Below are 16713 nucleotides of genomic sequence, written 5' to 3'. Positions count from 1 at the left end.
TCACGCATCCTTCTCGGCCTGCTCGTTCACCGGCCCGGGCTCGACCGGTGCCTCGGCGGCCGCCTTCGGGCCGCCCTTGGCGACGCCGACCATGGCCGGACGCAGCACCCGCTCGCCGATCGAATAGCCGGGCTGCACCACCTGGACGACGGTGCCGGCCGGAACGTCCGGGTTGGGCACTTCGTACATCGCCTGGTGGAAGTTCGGATCGAACTTCTCGCCTTCCGGCGCCAGCTTCTTGACGCCGTGACGCTCCAGCGCCGAAAGCATGGCGCGTTCTGTGAGATCGACGCCTTCGATCAGCGCCTTGAAGCCGGCATCGCCCGCGGCCTTCGCCTCCGCTGGGATGGCATCCAGCGCGCGGCGCAGATTGTCCGAGACCGACAGCATATCGCGGGCGAAATTCGCCACCGCGTAGCTGCGCGCGTCATGCACGTCGCGCGCGGTGCGCCGGCGCAGATTTTCCATCTCCGCAGCAGCGCGCAGCGCGCGGTCCTTCAATTCCTCGTTTTCCTTCAGCAGCCGCACAAGCGCTTCATAATCGCCGTCGACGCTGCCTTCCGCACGTTCGCCGGAAGCCTGGGTGGCTTCGATTTCCTCGGGCGCGCGTTCGTCTTTTGTCTGGTCGCTCATCGCCGTTTCCCATCATTCGCATTGGTCTGGATTTGCGCCCGATATCGAGGTTTGGAGGCCAAAAATCAAGAGCTAAGCGCCGACAGGCCAATATCGCCAATCGTTCCAAATTAATTCAAATTTTACCGTATCGGCCAGCTTTGCTTGCCCTTGAGACCAGATGGGGGAACCATTGCCATGCTGCAAGAGTTTCGAAGTCGACACAGGATTTTTGGGACGATGAACGGCAACAACGATAACAGGCGCGCTGATCTTGCCGCCGATATCAGGCGTCAGATGGGCACCGAGGCGACGAAGCGCTTCTTGCGCACGATACCCGAATTCCGCCTGCAAAAAGAAACACCCAAGCAGCTCAAGGACTTGCTCGACCGCCTCGACAATACCCAGGCAGGCGGCGGACGACGTCAGTAGCCATCCGGCCGTTTTTCACCTGCGGTCAGAGCTTGACCTGAAACGGCCAGTTGAACCGCTTATGCGGCTTGCCGCTCGTCTCGCGTCAACGCCTCGCCGTGGCGGATTTCAGTGCCGAGCACTTTCAGGCATTCCCGCATGAAAGCGGCAAGGCCGGGCCAGCCCTTGGCCGAAACCAGATTGCCGTCGACATGCGCGCCGGTCGGCGGCACATCGATATAGATGCCGCCGGCAAGCGTCACTTCCGGTTCGCAATAGTGCAAGGCCGCGACTTCGCGGCCGCGCACCACGCCGTCGACGGCGATCAGGATCTGCACGCCATGGCAGATGGTGAAGATCGGCTTGCCGGCCTCATGGAAATGCCTGACCAGCGCCTGCACGCGCTTGTCGATGCGGATGTATTCCGGCCCGCGCCCACCCGCCGCGTAGACCGCGTCGTAATCGGCAGGGTTCGCCTCGGCGAAGGTCTTGTTGAGGATGTAGTCGTGGCCGAGCTTTTCAGTATAGGTCTGGTGGCCCTCGAAATCATGCAGCGAGGTCTTCAGCACATCGCCGGCCTTCTTGTCCGGGCAGACGACGTGAACCGCGTGGCCGACCGCATGCATGGCCTGTTCAAAGACGAAAATCTCGTATTCTTCGCTGAACTCGCCAACGAGCATCAATATTTTCTTGGCTGCCATGGCTTTCCTCCCTTTTGCCGGTTATTTATTTCGAGGCGTGAAATAATAGGCCTATCCTAAGGGCAAGCTGCCGGAAACGAAAGAGTAAATCGGCAAGGTGGTCCGACCAGATGGATTCTGTTTTGCAAGAGCACCCGCGAATATGGCAAAGCAATCACAGAACCAAATTTTCTGGTCCGACCACTGGGGCAAAAAAATCAACCCGCCGCTCGGATCATGTCCGCCGCCTTTTCGGCGATCATGATTGTCGGCGCGTTGGTGTTGCCGCCGATCAATTTCGGCATGACCGAGGCATCGACAACGCGCAGCCCTTCGAGCCCCCGCACCTTGAGCCGCGGATCGACCACGGCCATGTCGTCGATGCCCATCCTGCAGGTGCCGGCGGGGTGATAGATCGTGTCGGCGCGCGCCTTGATATGCGCCATCAGTTCGGCATCGCTGGAAGCCCCCGCCGTGTAGATTTCCTTCTGACGATATTTGGCCAGCGCCGGCGCCTCCAATATCGCGCGCATCATCCTGACGCCCTTGAGCAGGAGATCGGCGTCGCGCCCGTCGGAGAGGAAGCGCGGGTCGATGCGCGGCGGCGCCAGCGGGTCGGCGCTTGACAGCCCGACCTCGCCGCGCGAATGCGGCCTCAACACGCAGACATGGCATGAAAAGCCGTAGCCCATATGCAGCTTGCGGCCGTGATCGTCGACGATGGCGATGCAAAAGTGGAGCTGCAAATCGGGCCGGTCGATCGCCGGATCGGATTTGAGGAAGGCGCCTCCCTCGGCATAGGGCGTGGCAATCATGCCGGAGCCGTCCTTGCGCCAACGCAACATATGCCGGACCAGCGCCGGCAGGCCGCGCAGGCCGATGCCCACCAGGTCGGTCTCGCTCGACTTCCAGGCCAGGATGAAATCGAGATGGTCCTGCAGGTTCTTGCCGACGCCGGGCAGTTCGTGGACGACCGGTAAGCCATGCGCCGCAAGCTCGGAAGCCGGGCCGATGCCGGACAACAGCAGCAACTGCGGCGAGCCGAAGGCGCCGCCGCACAAGATCACCTCGCGCCCGGCTTCCGCGACGGCTTCGCTTTTGCCCTTGGTGTAGCGCAGACCGGTGGCGCGCTTGCCGTCGAACACCAGCCCGGTGGCGTGCGCGCCGGTGATGATTGTCAGGTTAGGGCGGTTCATCGCCGGATGCAGGTAGGCGGCGGCCGCGGAGCAGCGCTCGCCATTGCGGCGCTCGCCCCAGAACTGCGTCACCTGATAGAGCCCCGCTCCCTCCTGCTCCGGCCCGTTGAAATCGTCGTTGCGACGAATCTGGTTTTCGCCGCAGGCTTCGACAAAGGCCTTGGAGATAGCGCGCGGCTCCTGCTGCTCGCCGACCCTCAGCGGTCCCTCGCCACCATGCAGTGCGTCGGCGCCACGCTGGTTGCCCTCGGCGCGCCGGAAATAGGGCAGCACCTCATCCCACGACCAACCCTCGCAGCCGAGTTCGGCCCATTCGTCATAGTCTCGGCGATGGCCGCGCGTATAGAGCATGGCGTTGATGGCGCTCGAGCCGCCGAGAGCCTTGCCGCGTGGCTGATAGCCCTTGCGGCCGTTGAGGCTCTCCTGCGGCACGGTCTCAAAGGCCCAGTTGTTGATCTTCGGCCGTCCAGGCAGCAAGGCGATGATGCCGGCCGGTGCGCGGACTAGGAGATCCTTGCCGTTGCCGCCGGCCTCGATCAGGCAGACCGTCTTCGATGCATCCTCGGATAGCCTTGCGGCAAGCGTCGAGCCGGCGGAGCCGCCACCGGCAATCACATAGTCGTAGCGCATTCTCTCCTCCCGGCGGATGTTTCCGTCCGTTCCGCCGAGAGAATGCCTGCCGGCGAGGCTTGTAAAGATGCCGCCGCGTCAGTCAGAGCATGACGCCGAAAAGTGGGAACCGGTTTTCGGAGAAGATCATGCTCCAACAAAGGACTGGATCAGGATGACGGTTCAACGAACGTCATTCTGGTCCAGCGCGCTTGCGCCGCCAGGAATATTTCGGGCCCTTCGGCTCCGGCTCGACCGCTGGCTGATAATAAACCGGCAGGCCGCCTGTGTGGCCTTCTTCCAGCCGCTTCAACAGCACCGGATGGGAAACTTCGAACTCGTCGAAGCCGAGCCGCAGCATATGCGGCAGCTGGTCGACCAGCACCTGGCCGGTGGCGCGAACCGGGCCCGTGAAATGATGGCGGGCGCGCAGCAATTCGCCCTTGGAGAAGGAGCGGCCGTCATTGAACGCCGGAAAGGCCAGCGCCACCAGCGACAGCTGGTCGAGCAGGCCGACGATCTTGTCGAGCTCATCGCCCGGCTGCAGCAGCACGCCGAGGCGTTCTTTCGCCGAAAGCCTGGTCTGCGGATCCAGTCCAAGAAAAGCCTGCAGCGGCAGGATGAAGCGGCCATTGCCGGCAAGCGCCTCGGCGCTTTCGGCATGGGTCCACTCATCCTCACGAAAACCGTTCGGCGTCCAGAGGCGGGTTTCCGGTTTGGTCGCTTCAGTCATAGAAGATCCTAAAAAGCACAAAAGGAACCGGCCACCGTTGGTGGCCGGCAACGCCAGAATATCACATAGCTTAAAGCGAGGCGTCGGTCAGCGACTTCTCAAGGCCGGAGAGGTGAATACCGCACTCGGTCTTGGCGTGGCCCGCCCAGCGGCCGCTGCGCGCATCCTCGCCCGGCTGCACCGGCTGCGTGCACGGGAAGCAGCCGATCGAAAGATAGCCATAGGCGACCAGCGGATTTTCACGCAGCGCATGCGCGCGCATGTAGTCGGCCTGGTCGGAGGTCGTCCAATGCGCCAGCGGATTGATGCGGATCCGCGAGCCGACCGCTTCGAAGACCGGAAGCGCCGCACGGGTCGAGGCCTGGAACCGCTTGCGCCCGGTGAACCAGGCGCGGAACGGCTCGACGCCGCGCGCCAGCGGCTCGACCTTGCGCACATCGCAGCAGGCGTCCGTGTTGGTCTCATGCAATCTGCCGGTCGGGTCGATCCGTTCGAGCGCCGCCTCTTGCGGCTTGATCACCCGGATGTCGGTCAAGCCGAAATCGGCGGCCAGCGCGTCGCGATAGCCGAGAGTCTCCTCGAAGTGTTTGCCGGTATCGAGGAAGATCACCGGCAGCGAGCGGTCGATCTCGGCGATCATGTGCAGGAGCACGGCCGAATCCGCGCCGAACGACGACACGGCGGCGATCTCGCCACGGAACAGGTCGCGCGCCGCGCGCTCGATGATCTCGATCGGCTTCAGATGGCCGTGCAGTGCGTCGAGCCCCGCCGCTTCCGCGGCGATGCCGGCTTCGACGTCGCCGGTCCGGTCAAGCGGCCTTGGTTTCGCCAGCATAGAGCGCCTCCTTGAACGGCGCGGGACCGACACGGCGGTAGGCGTCGATAAAACGTTCACTGGGGTTCAGCCGAAGGCCGAGATAGGTATCGACGATCTGCTCGATGGCGTCGGTGATCTCTTCGAGGAGAAGCCGCGGCCGATGATCTCGCCGACCGAGGTGTTCTCGTCGGCCGAGCCGCCAAGCGTCACCTGATAGAGCTCGGAGCCTTTCTTCTCGACGCCGAGAATACCGATATGGCCGACATGGTGATGGCCGCAGGCATTGATGCAGCCAGAGATCTTCAGCTTCAACTCGCCGATCTCGCGCTGTCGCTCGAGCGAGGCGAAGCGCTGCGATATTTCCTGGGCGATCGGGATCGAGCGCGCCGTGGCCAGCGCGCAATAGTCGAGGCCGGGGCACGAAATGATGTCGCTGATCAGGTTCGAATTGGCGGTCGCCAGCCCGATATCGACGACCGCGTCATAAACCGCCTTGAGGTCGGCGCGCGCCACATGCGGCAGGATGAGGTTCTGCTCATGGCTGACGCGCAGTTCGTCGAAGGCATATGTCTCGGCGATATCGGCCACCGCTTCCATCTGGCTGTCGGTAGCGTCGCCAGGCACCTCGCCGATGCCCTTGAGCGAGATCGTCACCGCGGCGTAGTCAGGATGGCGGTGCGTCACGACATTCTGGTCGAGCCATTCCGAAAAGCCCTTGGAATCGAGCCGCGCCTGCTTCAACAAGTCATCACCTTCCGGCCGATCCGGCAGCGCCGGCGGGGCGAAATAGGCGTTGATGGCCTGTATGTCGGCTTCGGGCAGCTTGAGCTCGGCGTCCTTCAACTCCTGCCATTCGGTCTCGATCTGGCGTGTGATTTCCTCGACGCCGGTCTCGTGGACCAGGATCTTGATGCGCGCCTTGTATTTGTTGTCGCGGCGGCCATAGAGGTTGTAAACGCGCAGGATCGCCGTGCAGTAGGACAAAAGATCGGCTTCCGGTAGGAAGTCGCGGATCTTCCTCGCCACCATCGGCGTGCGGCCCTGGCCGCCGCCGACATAGACGGCAAAGCCGAGTTCGCCGGCCGCGTTCTTCTTCACATGCAGGCCGATGTCATGCGTCTGGATGGCGGCGCGGTCGCGCTCGGCGCCGGTCACCGCGATCTTGAATTTTCTGGGCAGGAACGAGAATTCCGGATGCACCGACGACCATTGCCGCAGGATTTCCGCATAAGGGCGCGGATCAGCCACCTCGTCGGCGGCGGCGCCGGCGAAATGGTCGGCGGTGACGTTGCGGATGCAATTGCCGCTGGTCTGGATGGCATGCATCTCGACGCTGGCGAGATCGGCAAGAATCGCCGGGATGTCGGAAAGCGCCGGCCAGTTGAACTGGATGTTCTGTCGCGTCGTGAAGTGGCCGTAGCCCTTGTCGTATTTGCGCGCGATATGGCCAAGCATGCGCAACTGCTTGCCGTTCAGCGTGCCGTAAGGCACCGCGATGCGCAGCATATAGGCATGCAGTTGCAGATAGACGCCGTTCATCAGCCTGAGCGGCCGGAACTGGTCCTCGGTGATCTCGCCGGACAGCCGACGCTGCACCTGGTCGGTGAACTCGGCGACCCGGGCCTGAACGAAATCGTGGTCGAACTCGTCGTAACGGTACATGCTTCGTCTTTCAGGGCGCGTCCGCCCGCTCTTCAGTTCTTCCTTGAGCATGATCTTCTCCGAAAACCGGTTCCCACTTTTCGGGATCATGCTCAAATCTTAAGCCGCCCGGATCGCTTCCGGATCCGCCTGCTTGCCAAGATCGGTGCGGATGGTCGGCCTGCGGCGCGGATCTTTTCGCGCAGCCGCACCGGCTCGACCAGACCATCGACCATTTCGACGTCGATCAGATTGACATCGACCACCTCATTGTTGGCCAAAGCCGCGGCGCCGATCGCTTCCAGCCGGTCCTCCGCCGCCTTGTCATGAGCGAGATCGGCATGGCCGACCGTTTCCGCCCAGCCGCCATCGGCGTACCAGACGGCAATGCCGTCGGAGAGCCTGTTTGCGGTCAGAACCTTCATGGACGAACCCCTTCGGCGACAACACTGGCCGCTTCTTCATGCTTATGTGCCGCGAGCGGCTCGGATTGTTCAAAGTTGGCGCCGGCGACCGCATCGCCGATGATCGTCATCACCGGACCGGTGAGATCGGCGCGCGCTTCCAGCGACGGCAAATCGGCGAGCGTGCCATGGAAACGCCGGCGGTTGTCGAGGCTGGCATTCTCGACGACGGCAACGGCCGTATCCGGTGAGAGCCCGGCTTCGATCAGCCGACCTGCGACCTCGGCGGCGACGGAGCGCCCCATATAGACGGCGACGGTGGCGCCGGAGATGGCGAGCTTCGCCCAGTCGGGCAGCGAATTGCCCTTGAGGTCGTGGCCGGTGGTGAACACCATCGAGGATGACACACCGCGCAGCGTCAGCGGCAGTTCGAAATCGGCAGCGGCAGCGAAGGCGGCGGTGACGCCCGGAACCACCTCATAGGCGATGCCCGCATCGCGCAATGCCGCCATTTCCTCGCCGGCGCGGCCGAACACCAGCGGATCGCCCGACTTCAGCCGCACCACGCGCTTGCCGGCGCGGCCGAGCTCGACGAGCAGTGCGTTGATCTCTTCCTGGCTCTTGGAATGGCAGCCCTTGCGTTTGCCGACCGGCAGGCGCTCGGCATCGCGGCGGCCCATGGCGACGATCGCCTCCGGCACCAGCGCGTCATAGACGATCGCATCGGCTTCCATCAGCAGGCGATGCGCACGCAGCGTCAGCAAATCCTCGGCGCCCGGACCGGCGCCGACCAGCGCGATGCGACCTTCAGCCGGCCCATTCGAAACCAGAAGATCGAGCGCCGCGTCATGCGCTTTGGAGATTTCACCGACCTCGATGGCCTTCGCCGGGGCGCCGCCGAAGAAATCGCTCCAGAACTGACGACGCCGATTGCCCTTCGGCAGGCGCTCGGCGGCGGCGCGGAACGAGGCGGCCAGCGCCGCCAGGCGGCCGAGAGACGGCGACAGCATCCGGTCGATACGAACGCGCAGCATCTGCGCCAGCACCGGTCCGGCGCCTTCGGTGCCGATCGCAATCGCCACCGGGGCCCGGTTGACCAAGGCTGGCGTGAAGAAGTCGCAAAGCTCGGGCCGGTCGACGGCATTGACCGGAATGCCCAGCCGGCGCGCATCTTCGGCCACTCGCCGATCGAGCGTCTCGTCGCCGCTGGCGGCAAACACCAGAGCTGCGCCTTCGAGTTGCGCTGCATCATACGCGGCGTTGACATGCTCCGCGCTTGCAGCAGCGATGAATTTCAGGAGTTCGGGATCGGCGTCATCTGCGATGATGCGCAGCGTGGCGCTCGACTGCGCGAGCAGCCGCGCCTTGGCGAGCGCCTCCCCGCCGTTGCCGACGATGGCCACAGCTTCGCCCTCGACCCGCATGAAGACGGGAAAGGCGTTGAGTTTGGCGTTGGCTGGCGACATGGCGATGAGCAATACTGGAACAGTTTGGTAGTTTTACGCGGATGGGCCCAAAACCAGAAGGCAAGCACTCGCGCATCCTTTGCCGGCAGGCAATCGCTTTTCCGCGACTGCGAGAGGTCGGAGAAAAATATTCTAACATGAAGCAATGACGATTCGGACAAGGGGATTCGTACGCCTTGATCCGTCACAATTTTTAGCGCTTCGCAGGGAATGGCGCAAAACAGTTTTTTCTAAATTCTACTAAGTTAGTAGATTAAAGCCGGCGCGATCCTTTTTGACCCACACGGCCCTTCAAACGGCAGCGCGGCCTGGCAATGGCAACGCGGAACAATCCGGCTTCCAGGCACGTTGGGCTCATGATCCTTTCTGCATTGTCCACCACCTTGGAAGGCCGGCTGCGGAAACCCAACCCATCAGGAGGAACGCCATGAGCATCAAGCTGAAACACGGACTTTGGGTCATCGTGGCCGACGGCGAAAAGGCGCTCTTTCTCCGTAACCAGGGCGACAACAAATTCCCGAATCTGGAGGTCGTTCATGAGATGGAGCAGGAGAACCCTGCGACCCGCGAACAGGGCAGCGACAAGCCGGGTCGACAAAGCAATGAGGGTCCCCGCAGTGCCATCGAAGAGACCGACTGGCACCGTCTCGGCAAGGAGCGGTTCGCCGTCGACATTGCCGATCGGTTGTACAAGCTCGCGCATCGCGGCGAGTTCGATGCGGTGGTGCTGATAGCGCCGCCGCAGGTGCTCGGCGAGATGCGCCAGAAATTGCACAAGGAAGTTGGCGATAAAGTGCAGGCGGAAATCCCGAAGACGCTGACCAACCACACTATTTCCGACATCGAGAATATGTTGCAAACTGCATAAGGTGGCGCAAAGAAAGCGGCTTCCCGACCGTATCTCGTCTCGAAGCCGGCCCTTTGGCGGCGCAACGCTGATTTTGCGGCGTGAGCAGCGCCTCAGCGCCGATTTCTGCGCGGTGGTGGTTGCATCCCCGCCACTCTCCCCACCATATGGGAAACAGGCGGCGACCCCTCGGGGGTTCCGCCCATCCGACATCATGAATTTTCGAAAGGCGCTCCATAGACAATGCCGCATGACACGCCCCTTATCGCCACCATCGTCGCCGGTCTGGGGCTTGCTTTCGTCTTCGGGGCTTTAGCCAACCGTTTCCGCATTCCGCCGCTGGTCGGCTATCTGGTCGCCGGCGTCCTCGTCGGCCCTAACACGCCAGGCTTTGTCGCCGACGCCGGCCTCGCCAACGAGCTGGCCGAAATCGGCGTAATCCTGCTGATGTTCGGCGTCGGCCTGCATTTTTCGCTGAAGGATCTCTTGTCGGTGCGCGCCATCGCCGTGCCGGGCGCGATCGTGCAGATCGGCTTTGCCACGCTGCTTGGCGTCGGGCTGGCCTGGATGCTCGGCTGGTCCTTGGGCGCCGGCCTGGTCTTTGGCCTGGCTCTCTCCGTTGCCTCGACCGTGGTGCTGTTGCGCGCGCTCCAGGAGCGGCGGCTGATCGAGACCGAGCGTGGCCGCATCGCCGTCGGCTGGCTGATCGTCGAGGATTTGGCCATGGTGCTGGCGTTGGTGCTGTTGCCGGCGCTTGCCGGCGTGCTCGGCGGCCAGCCACAGGTCGAGGATCATGCCAGCCTGCTGTCGTTGCCGGCCAGCTACGGCATATGGGGCGTCGTCGGCCTCACGCTCGCCAAAGTTGCCGCCTTCGTCGTCGTCATGCTGGTGGTCGGCCGCAGGGTGATCCCATGGATCCTGCATTATGTCGCCCATACCGGCTCGCGCGAGCTGTTCCGGCTCGCTGTCCTGGCCATCGCCCTCGGCGTCGCCTTCGGCGCGGCAAAACTGTTCGGCGTCTCGCTGGCGCTCGGCGCCTTCTTTGCCGGCATGATCATGAGCGAGTCCGAGCTCAGCCACCGCGCCGCGGAAGAATCGCTGCCGTTGCGCGATGCCTTCTCGGTGCTCTTCTTCGTCTCCGTCGGCATGCTGTTCGATCCGTTCAGCCTGGTCAGCAATGGCTGGCCGATCCTGGCCACTTTGGCCATCATCGTCATCGGCAAGTCGATCGCGGCCTTCATCATCGTCATTGTCTTCCGCTACCCGATCGCGACGGCGCTGATGATCTCGGCAAGCCTTGCCCAGATCGGCGAATTCTCCTTCATCCTGGCCGAGCTTGGCGTCGGTCTGAAACTGCTGCCCGAACAGGGTCGCGACCTGATCCTCGCAGGCGCGATCCTGTCGATCCTGCTCAACCCGCTGATGTTCCTCGCCATCGATTGGATAAAGCCCTGGCTGGAAGCGCGGGCCATAAAGACGCTACCGCCGGAAGAGCCAAGGCCGATCGGCCCGGCGACCGAACCCGGCCAGGTCGCGTCCGTAGCGGCATCGTCACACAGAGACGACGGCCCGCCGCCGAAAACCACGCTGACCGGCCATTCCATCCTGATCGGTTACGGCCGTGTCGGCAGCCTGGTCGGCGCCGCGCTGAAAGACGCCGCCCTGCCCTTCCTGGTCATCGAGGATGCCGACAAGACGCTGGCCAAGCTCAAGGCCGACGGTGTCGAGACCGTGGCCGGCAACGCCGCCAATGCGGATGTCTTCGCGGCCGCCAATCCCGAAGGCGCCAGGCGGCTGATCCTCGCCATCCCCAATGCCTTCGAGGCGGGACAGGTCGTGCTTCGAGCCCGCGCCACCAATCCTGGCATCAGCGTCATTGCGCGCGCCCATTCCGATGCCGAGGTCGAGCATCTGAAGGGACTTGGCGCCGACACCGTGATCATGGGCGAACGCGAGATCGCACGCGGCATCGTCGAGGTGGTGACCGGTAAATCCGCCATTCCGGCGGAGCCCACGATTGAGATCAAGCCGCAACCCGCTTGAGGCGTGTCAGGCCGGGAATGCGGAGCCGCCATGCTGGGCGATGTCGCTGAGATATTTCGCCGGCGGCTTGCCCAGCGCCTTCTTGAACATGGTGATGAAGGCGGTGACGGATTCGTAGCCGAGATCGCCTGAAACCTGCTGCACGCTGGCGCCCGAGGCCAGTTCGCGCAGAGCGACGATCAGGTGCAGTTGCTGGCGCCAGCGTCCGAAACTCAGCCCGGTCTCCTTCACGACGAGGCGCGCCAGGCTGCTTTCGCTGAGCGCCACGCGGTTTGCCCATTGCGCCAGCGTGCTGCGGTCGGCGGGATCCTCGGCCAGTGTTTCGGCAATCCGCCGCAAACGCGGCTCGGCCGAGATCGGCAGATGCAACTGCTGCACAGGCATCAGCGGCAATTCGGTGAGCAGTATCTTTCCCAGGAAAGCGCACCTTGCGTCGTCCGGCGCGCAGTCGGACAGTTCGATGATCAGCTCGCGCAGCAGCGGCGAGATCGAAAGCGTGCAGCACCGCTCCGGCAAATCGGCCACGCCCGGCTCGATATAGACGAAGAATATCCGCGCATTGGCGGTCGCGGTGTTGCTGTGCCGCATGGCGCTCGGCACCCACACGCCGCAATGCGGCGGCACCATCCACAGGCCGCCCGGAACACGGCAGGTAACGCCGCCGCCGAGCGCGAAGACGAGTTGCCCCTTGCGATGCCAATGCTCGCGCACCTCAGCCCTCGTCTCGGTGACGTCGACGCGAACGGCGATCGCCGGCGCAAGCACGTCGTCGACATCGAAATCCAGCCAGGGCCAGCGGAGAGGTTGCCTCATGCTTGACTGTTTTTAGCGATCATTTGGACTTATATCTAAATTTTTCGAGCATCAGAGTCGATAGGCTTGAGCCGTTATCGTCGCAGTCAATCGCAGCACCCAGTTTTCAAAAGGTGGCCCCATGCTCGCTCTCACCATCTCTTCCGACAGCCCCAACCGATTGAAGCTCTCCGAGATCGACGAACCACACTTCGATGCAAATGAAGCGTTGGTGTCGATTCATGCAACATCGTTGAATCGTGGCGAGCTGCGGCTGCTCGGCATACGGCCCGACGGCTGGATACCCGGCCAGGATATCGTTGGGGTCGTTGAACAAGCGGCAGCCGACGGCTCCGGCCCTCCCGTCGGCAGCCGGGTCGTGGCTTTGGTCGATCAGGCCGGTTGGGCAGAACGTGTCGCCGTCTCAACCGACCGCCTGGCCATTGTGCCGGACGAAGTCAGCTTCGCTTCGGCAGTCACGCTGCCAGTCGCGGGCACGACGGCGCTCAGGACTTTGCGTCATGGCGGTGATCTGGCCGGGCAACAAGTCCTGATCACCGGCGCCAGCGGCGCGGTCGGACGCTTTCAGATCCAGATCGCCCGTGAGCAGGGCGCTTCGGTGACAGCGGTCGCCGCCGCGCGGCATGCTGACGATCTTCGCCGCCTTGGCGCCGGGCAAGTGGTCGAGTCGATCGAACAGGCCGAGGGGCCGTTTTCGCTGATCACGGAATCGGTCGGCGGTGAAAGCCTCGCGCATGCGATCGGGCGTGTCGCGCCAGGCGGGACCATCGTCATGTTCGGCTCGAGCAGCGGCGAACTGACACCGATCGGCTTCCGCCAGTTCGTTCCGGGCCACGAGGGGGCGAGGCTGCAGACCTTTGCCTACTACACGTCCGGCGCTGGCATCGGCGCGGACATCGCCTCGCTGCTCGACTTGGTGGCGGCCGGCCGGCTGGAAAGCCGCATAGCCCTGACTGCGCCATGGACAGATATCGGCCAAGCCCTGGACGCGCTGAGGCAACGCAGCTTCAGCGGCAAGGCCGTCCTCACGATGGCCGGGTGAAGTCAGCCGCTCTACACGTGCTGGCCGCCATTGATGTGGATTTCCGAGCCCGTCACATAGGACGCCTGCTGCGAGCACAGGAAGAAGATGATGTCGGCGACTTCCGCGGTGGCGCCGAGCCGCCGCAGCGGGATCGTCTCGACGATCTTGTCAGTACCTGGCGAAAGGATCGCCGTGTCGATCTCGCCCGGCGCAATCGCGTTGACGCGGATGCCGTGCGGGCCGAAGTCATGAGCCATCTCGCGCGTCAGTGAGCCGAGCGCGGCCTTCGATGTCGCATAGGCCGTGCCGGCGAAAGGATGCACCCTGGTGCCGGCGATCGAGGTGACGTTGACGATCGAGCCCTTGGCCGCGGCTAACTCTTTGAACAACCCCCGCGCGAGCATGATCGGCGCGAAGAAATTGACCTGGAAGACGTCGCGCCAGACATGCATCGGCGTCTCGATCGAATCCATGCGGCCGCCGGTCTTCAGTTTCGGCGAGATGCCAGCATTGTTGACCAGCGCGTTGAGCTGGCCGCCATGAGCTTCCAGCCGATGACGGATTTCCGAGACGGCGATGCCGACATCTTCCTGGTCGGCGAGATCGACCTTGATGTGGTCCTCCGGGCCGGCCGGCCACGGGCAATCCTCGGCAAATGCCTGGCGCGAGCAAGTGATGACGCGCCAGCCTTCGCGCGAAAAGCGCTTCACGGTCGCATGGCCGATGCCGCGGCTGGCGCCGGTGAGCACGATGGTTTTTCTGCTGTCGGTCTCGGCCATGTCGCGGTCTCCGGCCGGACATGTAGCCCAAGGCGTCCGCCGTGGCGAGAGGGCGAGTTGCCGCCGCAACCATGATCCCGGAAAGTGGATTCTGGTTTCCGGAAAAGATCATGGTCGAAAAAGAAGCTCAAGTCCCATTCCGATCCCATCGGGATGGGACTTCAGCCCCCGCCGAGGATATCGAGGATCGAGGTATTCCGTTTCTTGGTCGGGCCGCCGACTTCGCCGGGTGGCACCGGATGCTTGATCGAGGCGGTTGCTCCGCTGTCGCTCGGCATGTCGAAGCCGCCGGCATCCACGGTCTCTGCCGGTTGCGCCTGCCGCGCCGGTGCCTGCCGTACCGGCGCCTGCCGCGGCTGGGCCTGGGCGGCAGCCGCCGGTTGAGCGGAGGGCTGCGACTGACCGACCGCTGCCTGCGGCACAGGCGACGGCTGCGAGGCGTCCGCCGACGGGATCTCGTCCGGCACGACCGTGTCGGACGGCGTCGACCTCCAGGTGCCGGGCAACGGGCGCACCGGCACGCCTTCATGCGCAGCCACCATGAATTCGTGCCAGGCTTGCGCCGGCAATGCACCGCCGGTCACCTTCTTCATCGCCGTGCCGTCATCATTGCCGAACCACACGCCCGTGGTCAGGTTGGCGGTGTAGCCGACAAACCAGGCGTCGCGCGAATTCTGGCTGGTGCCGGTCTTGCCGGCCGCGGGCCAATTGAAGGCCGCCTTCTTTGCCGAGCCGAACTCGACTGTGCCCATCATCATCGAGTTCATCATGCCGACGATGTCGGCCTTGATGACCCGCGGCGCGCTGCCGCCATTGTTCTCGTAAAGCACCTTGCCGCTGGTGGTGGTGATGCGCTGGACGAAGTGGATGTCCGGCTTGTAGCCGCCATTGGCGAAAGGCACATAGGCTGACGTAAGTTCCAGCGGCGTCACTTCCGAAGTGCCGAGCGCGATCGAGGTGTTGGCCTGCAGGTCCGACTGGATGCCCATGCGATGCGCCGCTTCCACCACCGCGTCAGGCCCGACCTCCATGGTGAGCTGCGCCGCCACCGAGTTCAGCGACTTGGCGAGAGCCGTGGCCAGCGTGACCTTGCCGTAATACTTGCCGCCGTAATTGTCGGGCGTCCATTTGCCGATCTTGATCGGCGCGTCGTTGCGAATGCTGTCGGGCGTGCGTCCGGCTTCGAGCGCCGCCATATAGACGAACGGCTTGAAGGCCGAGCCCGGCTGCCGGCGCGCTTCCGAGGCGCGGTCGAACTGGCTGGTCGAATAGTCGTAGCCACCGACCATGGCGCGCACCGCGCCGGAATCGTCGATCGACACCAACGCCCCTTGCGTGACGTTGAGCTTCTTGCCGCTGTCGTCGATCAGCCGGCGGATCGACTGCTCGGCAAGCTTCTGCAGGTTCAGGTCGACGGTAGTGTTGATGACGATGTCGCCGCGCACGTCGCCGATGAGGTCGGGAAGCTCGTCCATGACCGTGTCGGCGACATAATTCTCCGAGCCGGTCCAGTAGGACGGCGCACGCGTCGCCGGCGCGCTCAGCGCCACCTTATATTCCTTGTCGCTGATCTTGCCTTCCTCGCGCATGGCGGCAAGCACCAGCTGCGCCCGTTGCTCGGCAGCCTTCGGGTCGCGTGCCGGCGAAAGCTTCGAAGGCGCCTTGAGTAGGCCAGCCAGAAGGGCTGCCTCGGACAGCGTCACATCACGCGCGCTCTTGCCGAAATAGCGTCGCGAAGCCGCTTCCACGCCATAGGCGCCGGAGCCGAAATAGACCCGGTTAAGGTACATTTCGAGGATCTGGTCTTTCGTGTGCTTATGCTCGAGCCAGAGCGCGAGCAGCACCTCCTGCACCTTGCGCTCCAGCGTGCGGTCCGGCGTCAGGAACAGGTTCTTCGCCAGCTGCTGCGTCAGCGTCGAACCACCCTGCGAGAAATGGCGGCCGAGAAGATTGGTGACCATGGCGCGCGACAGGCCGATCGGGTCGATGCCGAAATGCGAATAGAAGCGGCGGTCCTCGATGGCGACGACGGCTTCCGGGATATAGGGCGACATTTCGTGCAGGCCGACCGCCTCGCCGCCCGACGCGCCGCGATTGGCGATCAGCGCGCCATCGACCGAGACGATCTTGATGTTGGGGGCGCGGTCGGGGATCGACCAGGTGGTGGCCGCCGGCATCTTGGCGCCGTAATAAACGACGATGCCCGCAACCGCGATGCCGCCCCAGATGCACAGCACGAAGCACCAGTAGACCAGGCGGGTGGCGATGCCGAGCAGTCCGCGCCGGCTTTCGCCTCGGCCACGGCCGCGGCCGCGCGATTTCGCCTTGGCGGATTTGCCTTTCGGAGCGGATTTACGGCTGGCCGGCATGACGCGATCCTCCTCGCTGACCGAAAAGCCATCGGAGGATTTCGCGCGCGGCGAGCCCTCGAAGCTTGGTTCGATGCGACTGTCTCTGCGGTTCGCCATGCGCTCTTGCTGCTGCCCCGGTGCCGATGGCGTTTGGGTTGCAGACTAGATGCGGCGGTTTAAAGGCGCGTTAAAGCAGGGAATTTGCAGGCGGTTGAAAAGCCTGGCGAATTTCGAATCGCGTTGTCGCGCGGGCGAACCCTTCAACGTGCCCGTCCGTCCCGGCCGGC

The 16713-nt window shown here is 63.8% G+C and carries 13 protein-coding genes and 2 pseudogenes; 4 read left to right on the top strand and 11 right to left on the bottom strand.

All coding sequences use genetic code 11. From position 1 onward, the window contains the following. Positions 1 to 633 (bottom strand): nucleotide exchange factor GrpE, encoded by a 633-nt coding sequence (gene grpE, locus ACVDG8_RS24835; RefSeq protein ID WP_447250781.1) that lies wholly within the window; start codon positions 631 to 633, stop codon positions 1 to 3. A 219-nt stretch (positions 634 to 852) separates the two neighbouring features. Here grpE and ACVDG8_RS24830 point away from each other — a divergent pair, with 219 nt between their 5' ends. Beyond that, positions 853 to 1044, top strand: coding sequence for a hypothetical protein (locus ACVDG8_RS24830; RefSeq protein WP_447250780.1), 192 nt, complete (start codon positions 853 to 855; stop codon positions 1042 to 1044). A 59-nt stretch (positions 1045 to 1103) separates the two neighbouring features. Here the strand turns inward: ACVDG8_RS24830 and ACVDG8_RS24825 are convergent, their stop codons facing one another. The 7 genes and pseudogenes from ACVDG8_RS24825 to cysG all read right to left on the bottom strand — a co-directional run bounded on the left by ACVDG8_RS24825 (position 1104) and on the right by cysG (position 8569). Further along, positions 1104 to 1724, bottom strand: coding sequence for a DJ-1/PfpI family protein (locus ACVDG8_RS24825; RefSeq protein ID WP_447250779.1), 621 nt, complete (start codon positions 1722 to 1724; stop codon positions 1104 to 1106). A 197-nt stretch (positions 1725 to 1921) separates the two neighbouring features. Further along, complete coding sequence (locus tag ACVDG8_RS24820) at positions 1922 to 3529, bottom strand: GMC family oxidoreductase (protein WP_447250778.1); 1608 nt, start codon at positions 3527 to 3529, stop codon at positions 1922 to 1924. A gap of 172 nt (positions 3530 to 3701) precedes the next feature. Then, on the bottom strand, positions 3702 to 4241 hold the full coding sequence (locus ACVDG8_RS24815; RefSeq protein WP_447250777.1) for a DUF934 domain-containing protein: 540 nt from the start codon (positions 4239 to 4241) through the stop codon (positions 3702 to 3704). Between the two features lie 70 nt (positions 4242 to 4311). Beyond that, positions 4312 to 5076, bottom strand: a complete 765-nt coding sequence (locus ACVDG8_RS24810; RefSeq protein ID WP_447250776.1) for a phosphoadenylyl-sulfate reductase — start codon at positions 5074 to 5076, stop codon at positions 4312 to 4314. Next, a pseudogene (locus ACVDG8_RS24805) lies at positions 5051 to 6720 on the bottom strand (nitrite/sulfite reductase). Before ACVDG8_RS24805 ends, ACVDG8_RS24810 begins: the two are co-directional and overlap by 26 nt. Positions 6721 to 6819: 99 nt before the next feature. Beyond that, positions 6820 to 7124, bottom strand: a pseudogene (locus ACVDG8_RS24800) (DUF2849 domain-containing protein). After that, a complete protein-coding gene (cysG, locus tag ACVDG8_RS24795; protein ID WP_447250773.1) occupies positions 7121 to 8569 on the bottom strand; it encodes a siroheme synthase CysG in 1449 nt (482 codons plus the stop codon). The pseudogene ACVDG8_RS24800 and the gene cysG overlap by 4 nt, the downstream one beginning before the upstream one ends. A gap of 427 nt (positions 8570 to 8996) precedes the next feature. Here cysG and ACVDG8_RS24790 point away from each other — a divergent pair, with 427 nt between their 5' ends. Together ACVDG8_RS24790 and ACVDG8_RS24785 are read left to right on the top strand one after the other, a co-directional pair. After that, positions 8997 to 9437 carry a baeRF12 domain-containing protein gene (locus ACVDG8_RS24790; RefSeq protein ID WP_447250772.1) on the top strand — a complete coding sequence of 147 codons (441 nt, stop codon included), beginning with the start codon at positions 8997 to 8999 and terminating at the stop codon, positions 9435 to 9437. A gap of 222 nt (positions 9438 to 9659) precedes the next feature. Next, a complete protein-coding gene (locus ACVDG8_RS24785) occupies positions 9660 to 11459 on the top strand; it encodes a cation:proton antiporter domain-containing protein (protein ID WP_447250771.1) in 1800 nt (599 codons plus the stop codon). A gap of 6 nt (positions 11460 to 11465) precedes the next feature. Here ACVDG8_RS24785 and ACVDG8_RS24780 read toward each other — a convergent pair whose 3' ends face one another. After that, positions 11466 to 12272 (bottom strand): AraC family transcriptional regulator, encoded by an 807-nt coding sequence (locus ACVDG8_RS24780; RefSeq protein WP_447250731.1) that lies wholly within the window; start codon positions 12270 to 12272, stop codon positions 11466 to 11468. A gap of 121 nt (positions 12273 to 12393) precedes the next feature. Here ACVDG8_RS24780 and ACVDG8_RS24775 point away from each other — a divergent pair, with 121 nt between their 5' ends. After that, positions 12394 to 13314: a zinc-binding dehydrogenase gene (locus tag ACVDG8_RS24775; protein WP_447250770.1), complete on the top strand. Its 921-nt coding sequence runs from the start codon at positions 12394 to 12396 to the stop codon at positions 13312 to 13314. A gap of 11 nt (positions 13315 to 13325) precedes the next feature. On the opposite strand, the gene ACVDG8_RS24770 is transcribed toward ACVDG8_RS24775, so the two are convergent. Together ACVDG8_RS24770 and ACVDG8_RS24765 are read right to left on the bottom strand one after the other, a co-directional pair. Next, positions 13326 to 14075, bottom strand: a complete 750-nt coding sequence (locus ACVDG8_RS24770; RefSeq protein WP_447250769.1) for an SDR family NAD(P)-dependent oxidoreductase — start codon at positions 14073 to 14075, stop codon at positions 13326 to 13328. 161 nt (positions 14076 to 14236) lie between these two features. Then, positions 14237 to 16543, bottom strand: coding sequence for a transglycosylase domain-containing protein (locus ACVDG8_RS24765; RefSeq protein WP_447250768.1), 2307 nt, complete (start codon positions 16541 to 16543; stop codon positions 14237 to 14239). Positions 16544 to 16713: the final 170 nt, after the last annotated feature.

Source organism: Mesorhizobium sp. ORM8.1, assembly GCF_053005525.2.
Note: the sequence above shows the minus strand (reverse complement) of the source record. Positions and strands in the feature narration are given on the sequence as shown.

What these genes read in the sequence shown, in the direction of transcription:
- grpE (WP_447250781.1), bottom strand. Translation starts at nt 633, where the DNA reads ATGAGCGACCAGACAAAAGACGAACGCGCGCCCGAGGAAATCGAAGCC.
- ACVDG8_RS24830 (WP_447250780.1), top strand. Translation starts at nt 853, where the DNA reads ATGAACGGCAACAACGATAACAGGCGCGCTGATCTTGCCGCCGATATC.
- ACVDG8_RS24825 (WP_447250779.1), bottom strand. Translation starts at nt 1,724, where the DNA reads ATGGCAGCCAAGAAAATATTGATGCTCGTTGGCGAGTTCAGCGAAGAA.
- ACVDG8_RS24820 (WP_447250778.1), bottom strand. Translation starts at nt 3,529, where the DNA reads ATGCGCTACGACTATGTGATTGCCGGTGGCGGCTCCGCCGGCTCGACG.
- ACVDG8_RS24815 (WP_447250777.1), bottom strand. Translation starts at nt 4,241, where the DNA reads ATGACTGAAGCGACCAAACCGGAAACCCGCCTCTGGACGCCGAACGGT.
- ACVDG8_RS24810 (WP_447250776.1), bottom strand. Translation starts at nt 5,076, where the DNA reads ATGCTGGCGAAACCAAGGCCGCTTGACCGGACCGGCGACGTCGAAGCC.
- cysG (WP_447250773.1), bottom strand. Translation starts at nt 8,569, where the DNA reads ATGTCGCCAGCCAACGCCAAACTCAACGCCTTTCCCGTCTTCATGCGG.
- ACVDG8_RS24790 (WP_447250772.1), top strand. Translation starts at nt 8,997, where the DNA reads ATGAGCATCAAGCTGAAACACGGACTTTGGGTCATCGTGGCCGACGGC.
- ACVDG8_RS24785 (WP_447250771.1), top strand. Translation starts at nt 9,660, where the DNA reads ATGCCGCATGACACGCCCCTTATCGCCACCATCGTCGCCGGTCTGGGG.
- ACVDG8_RS24780 (WP_447250731.1), bottom strand. Translation starts at nt 12,272, where the DNA reads ATGAGGCAACCTCTCCGCTGGCCCTGGCTGGATTTCGATGTCGACGAC.
- ACVDG8_RS24775 (WP_447250770.1), top strand. Translation starts at nt 12,394, where the DNA reads ATGCTCGCTCTCACCATCTCTTCCGACAGCCCCAACCGATTGAAGCTC.
- ACVDG8_RS24770 (WP_447250769.1), bottom strand. Translation starts at nt 14,075, where the DNA reads ATGGCCGAGACCGACAGCAGAAAAACCATCGTGCTCACCGGCGCCAGC.
- ACVDG8_RS24765 (WP_447250768.1), bottom strand. Translation starts at nt 16,543, where the DNA reads ATGGCGAACCGCAGAGACAGTCGCATCGAACCAAGCTTCGAGGGCTCG.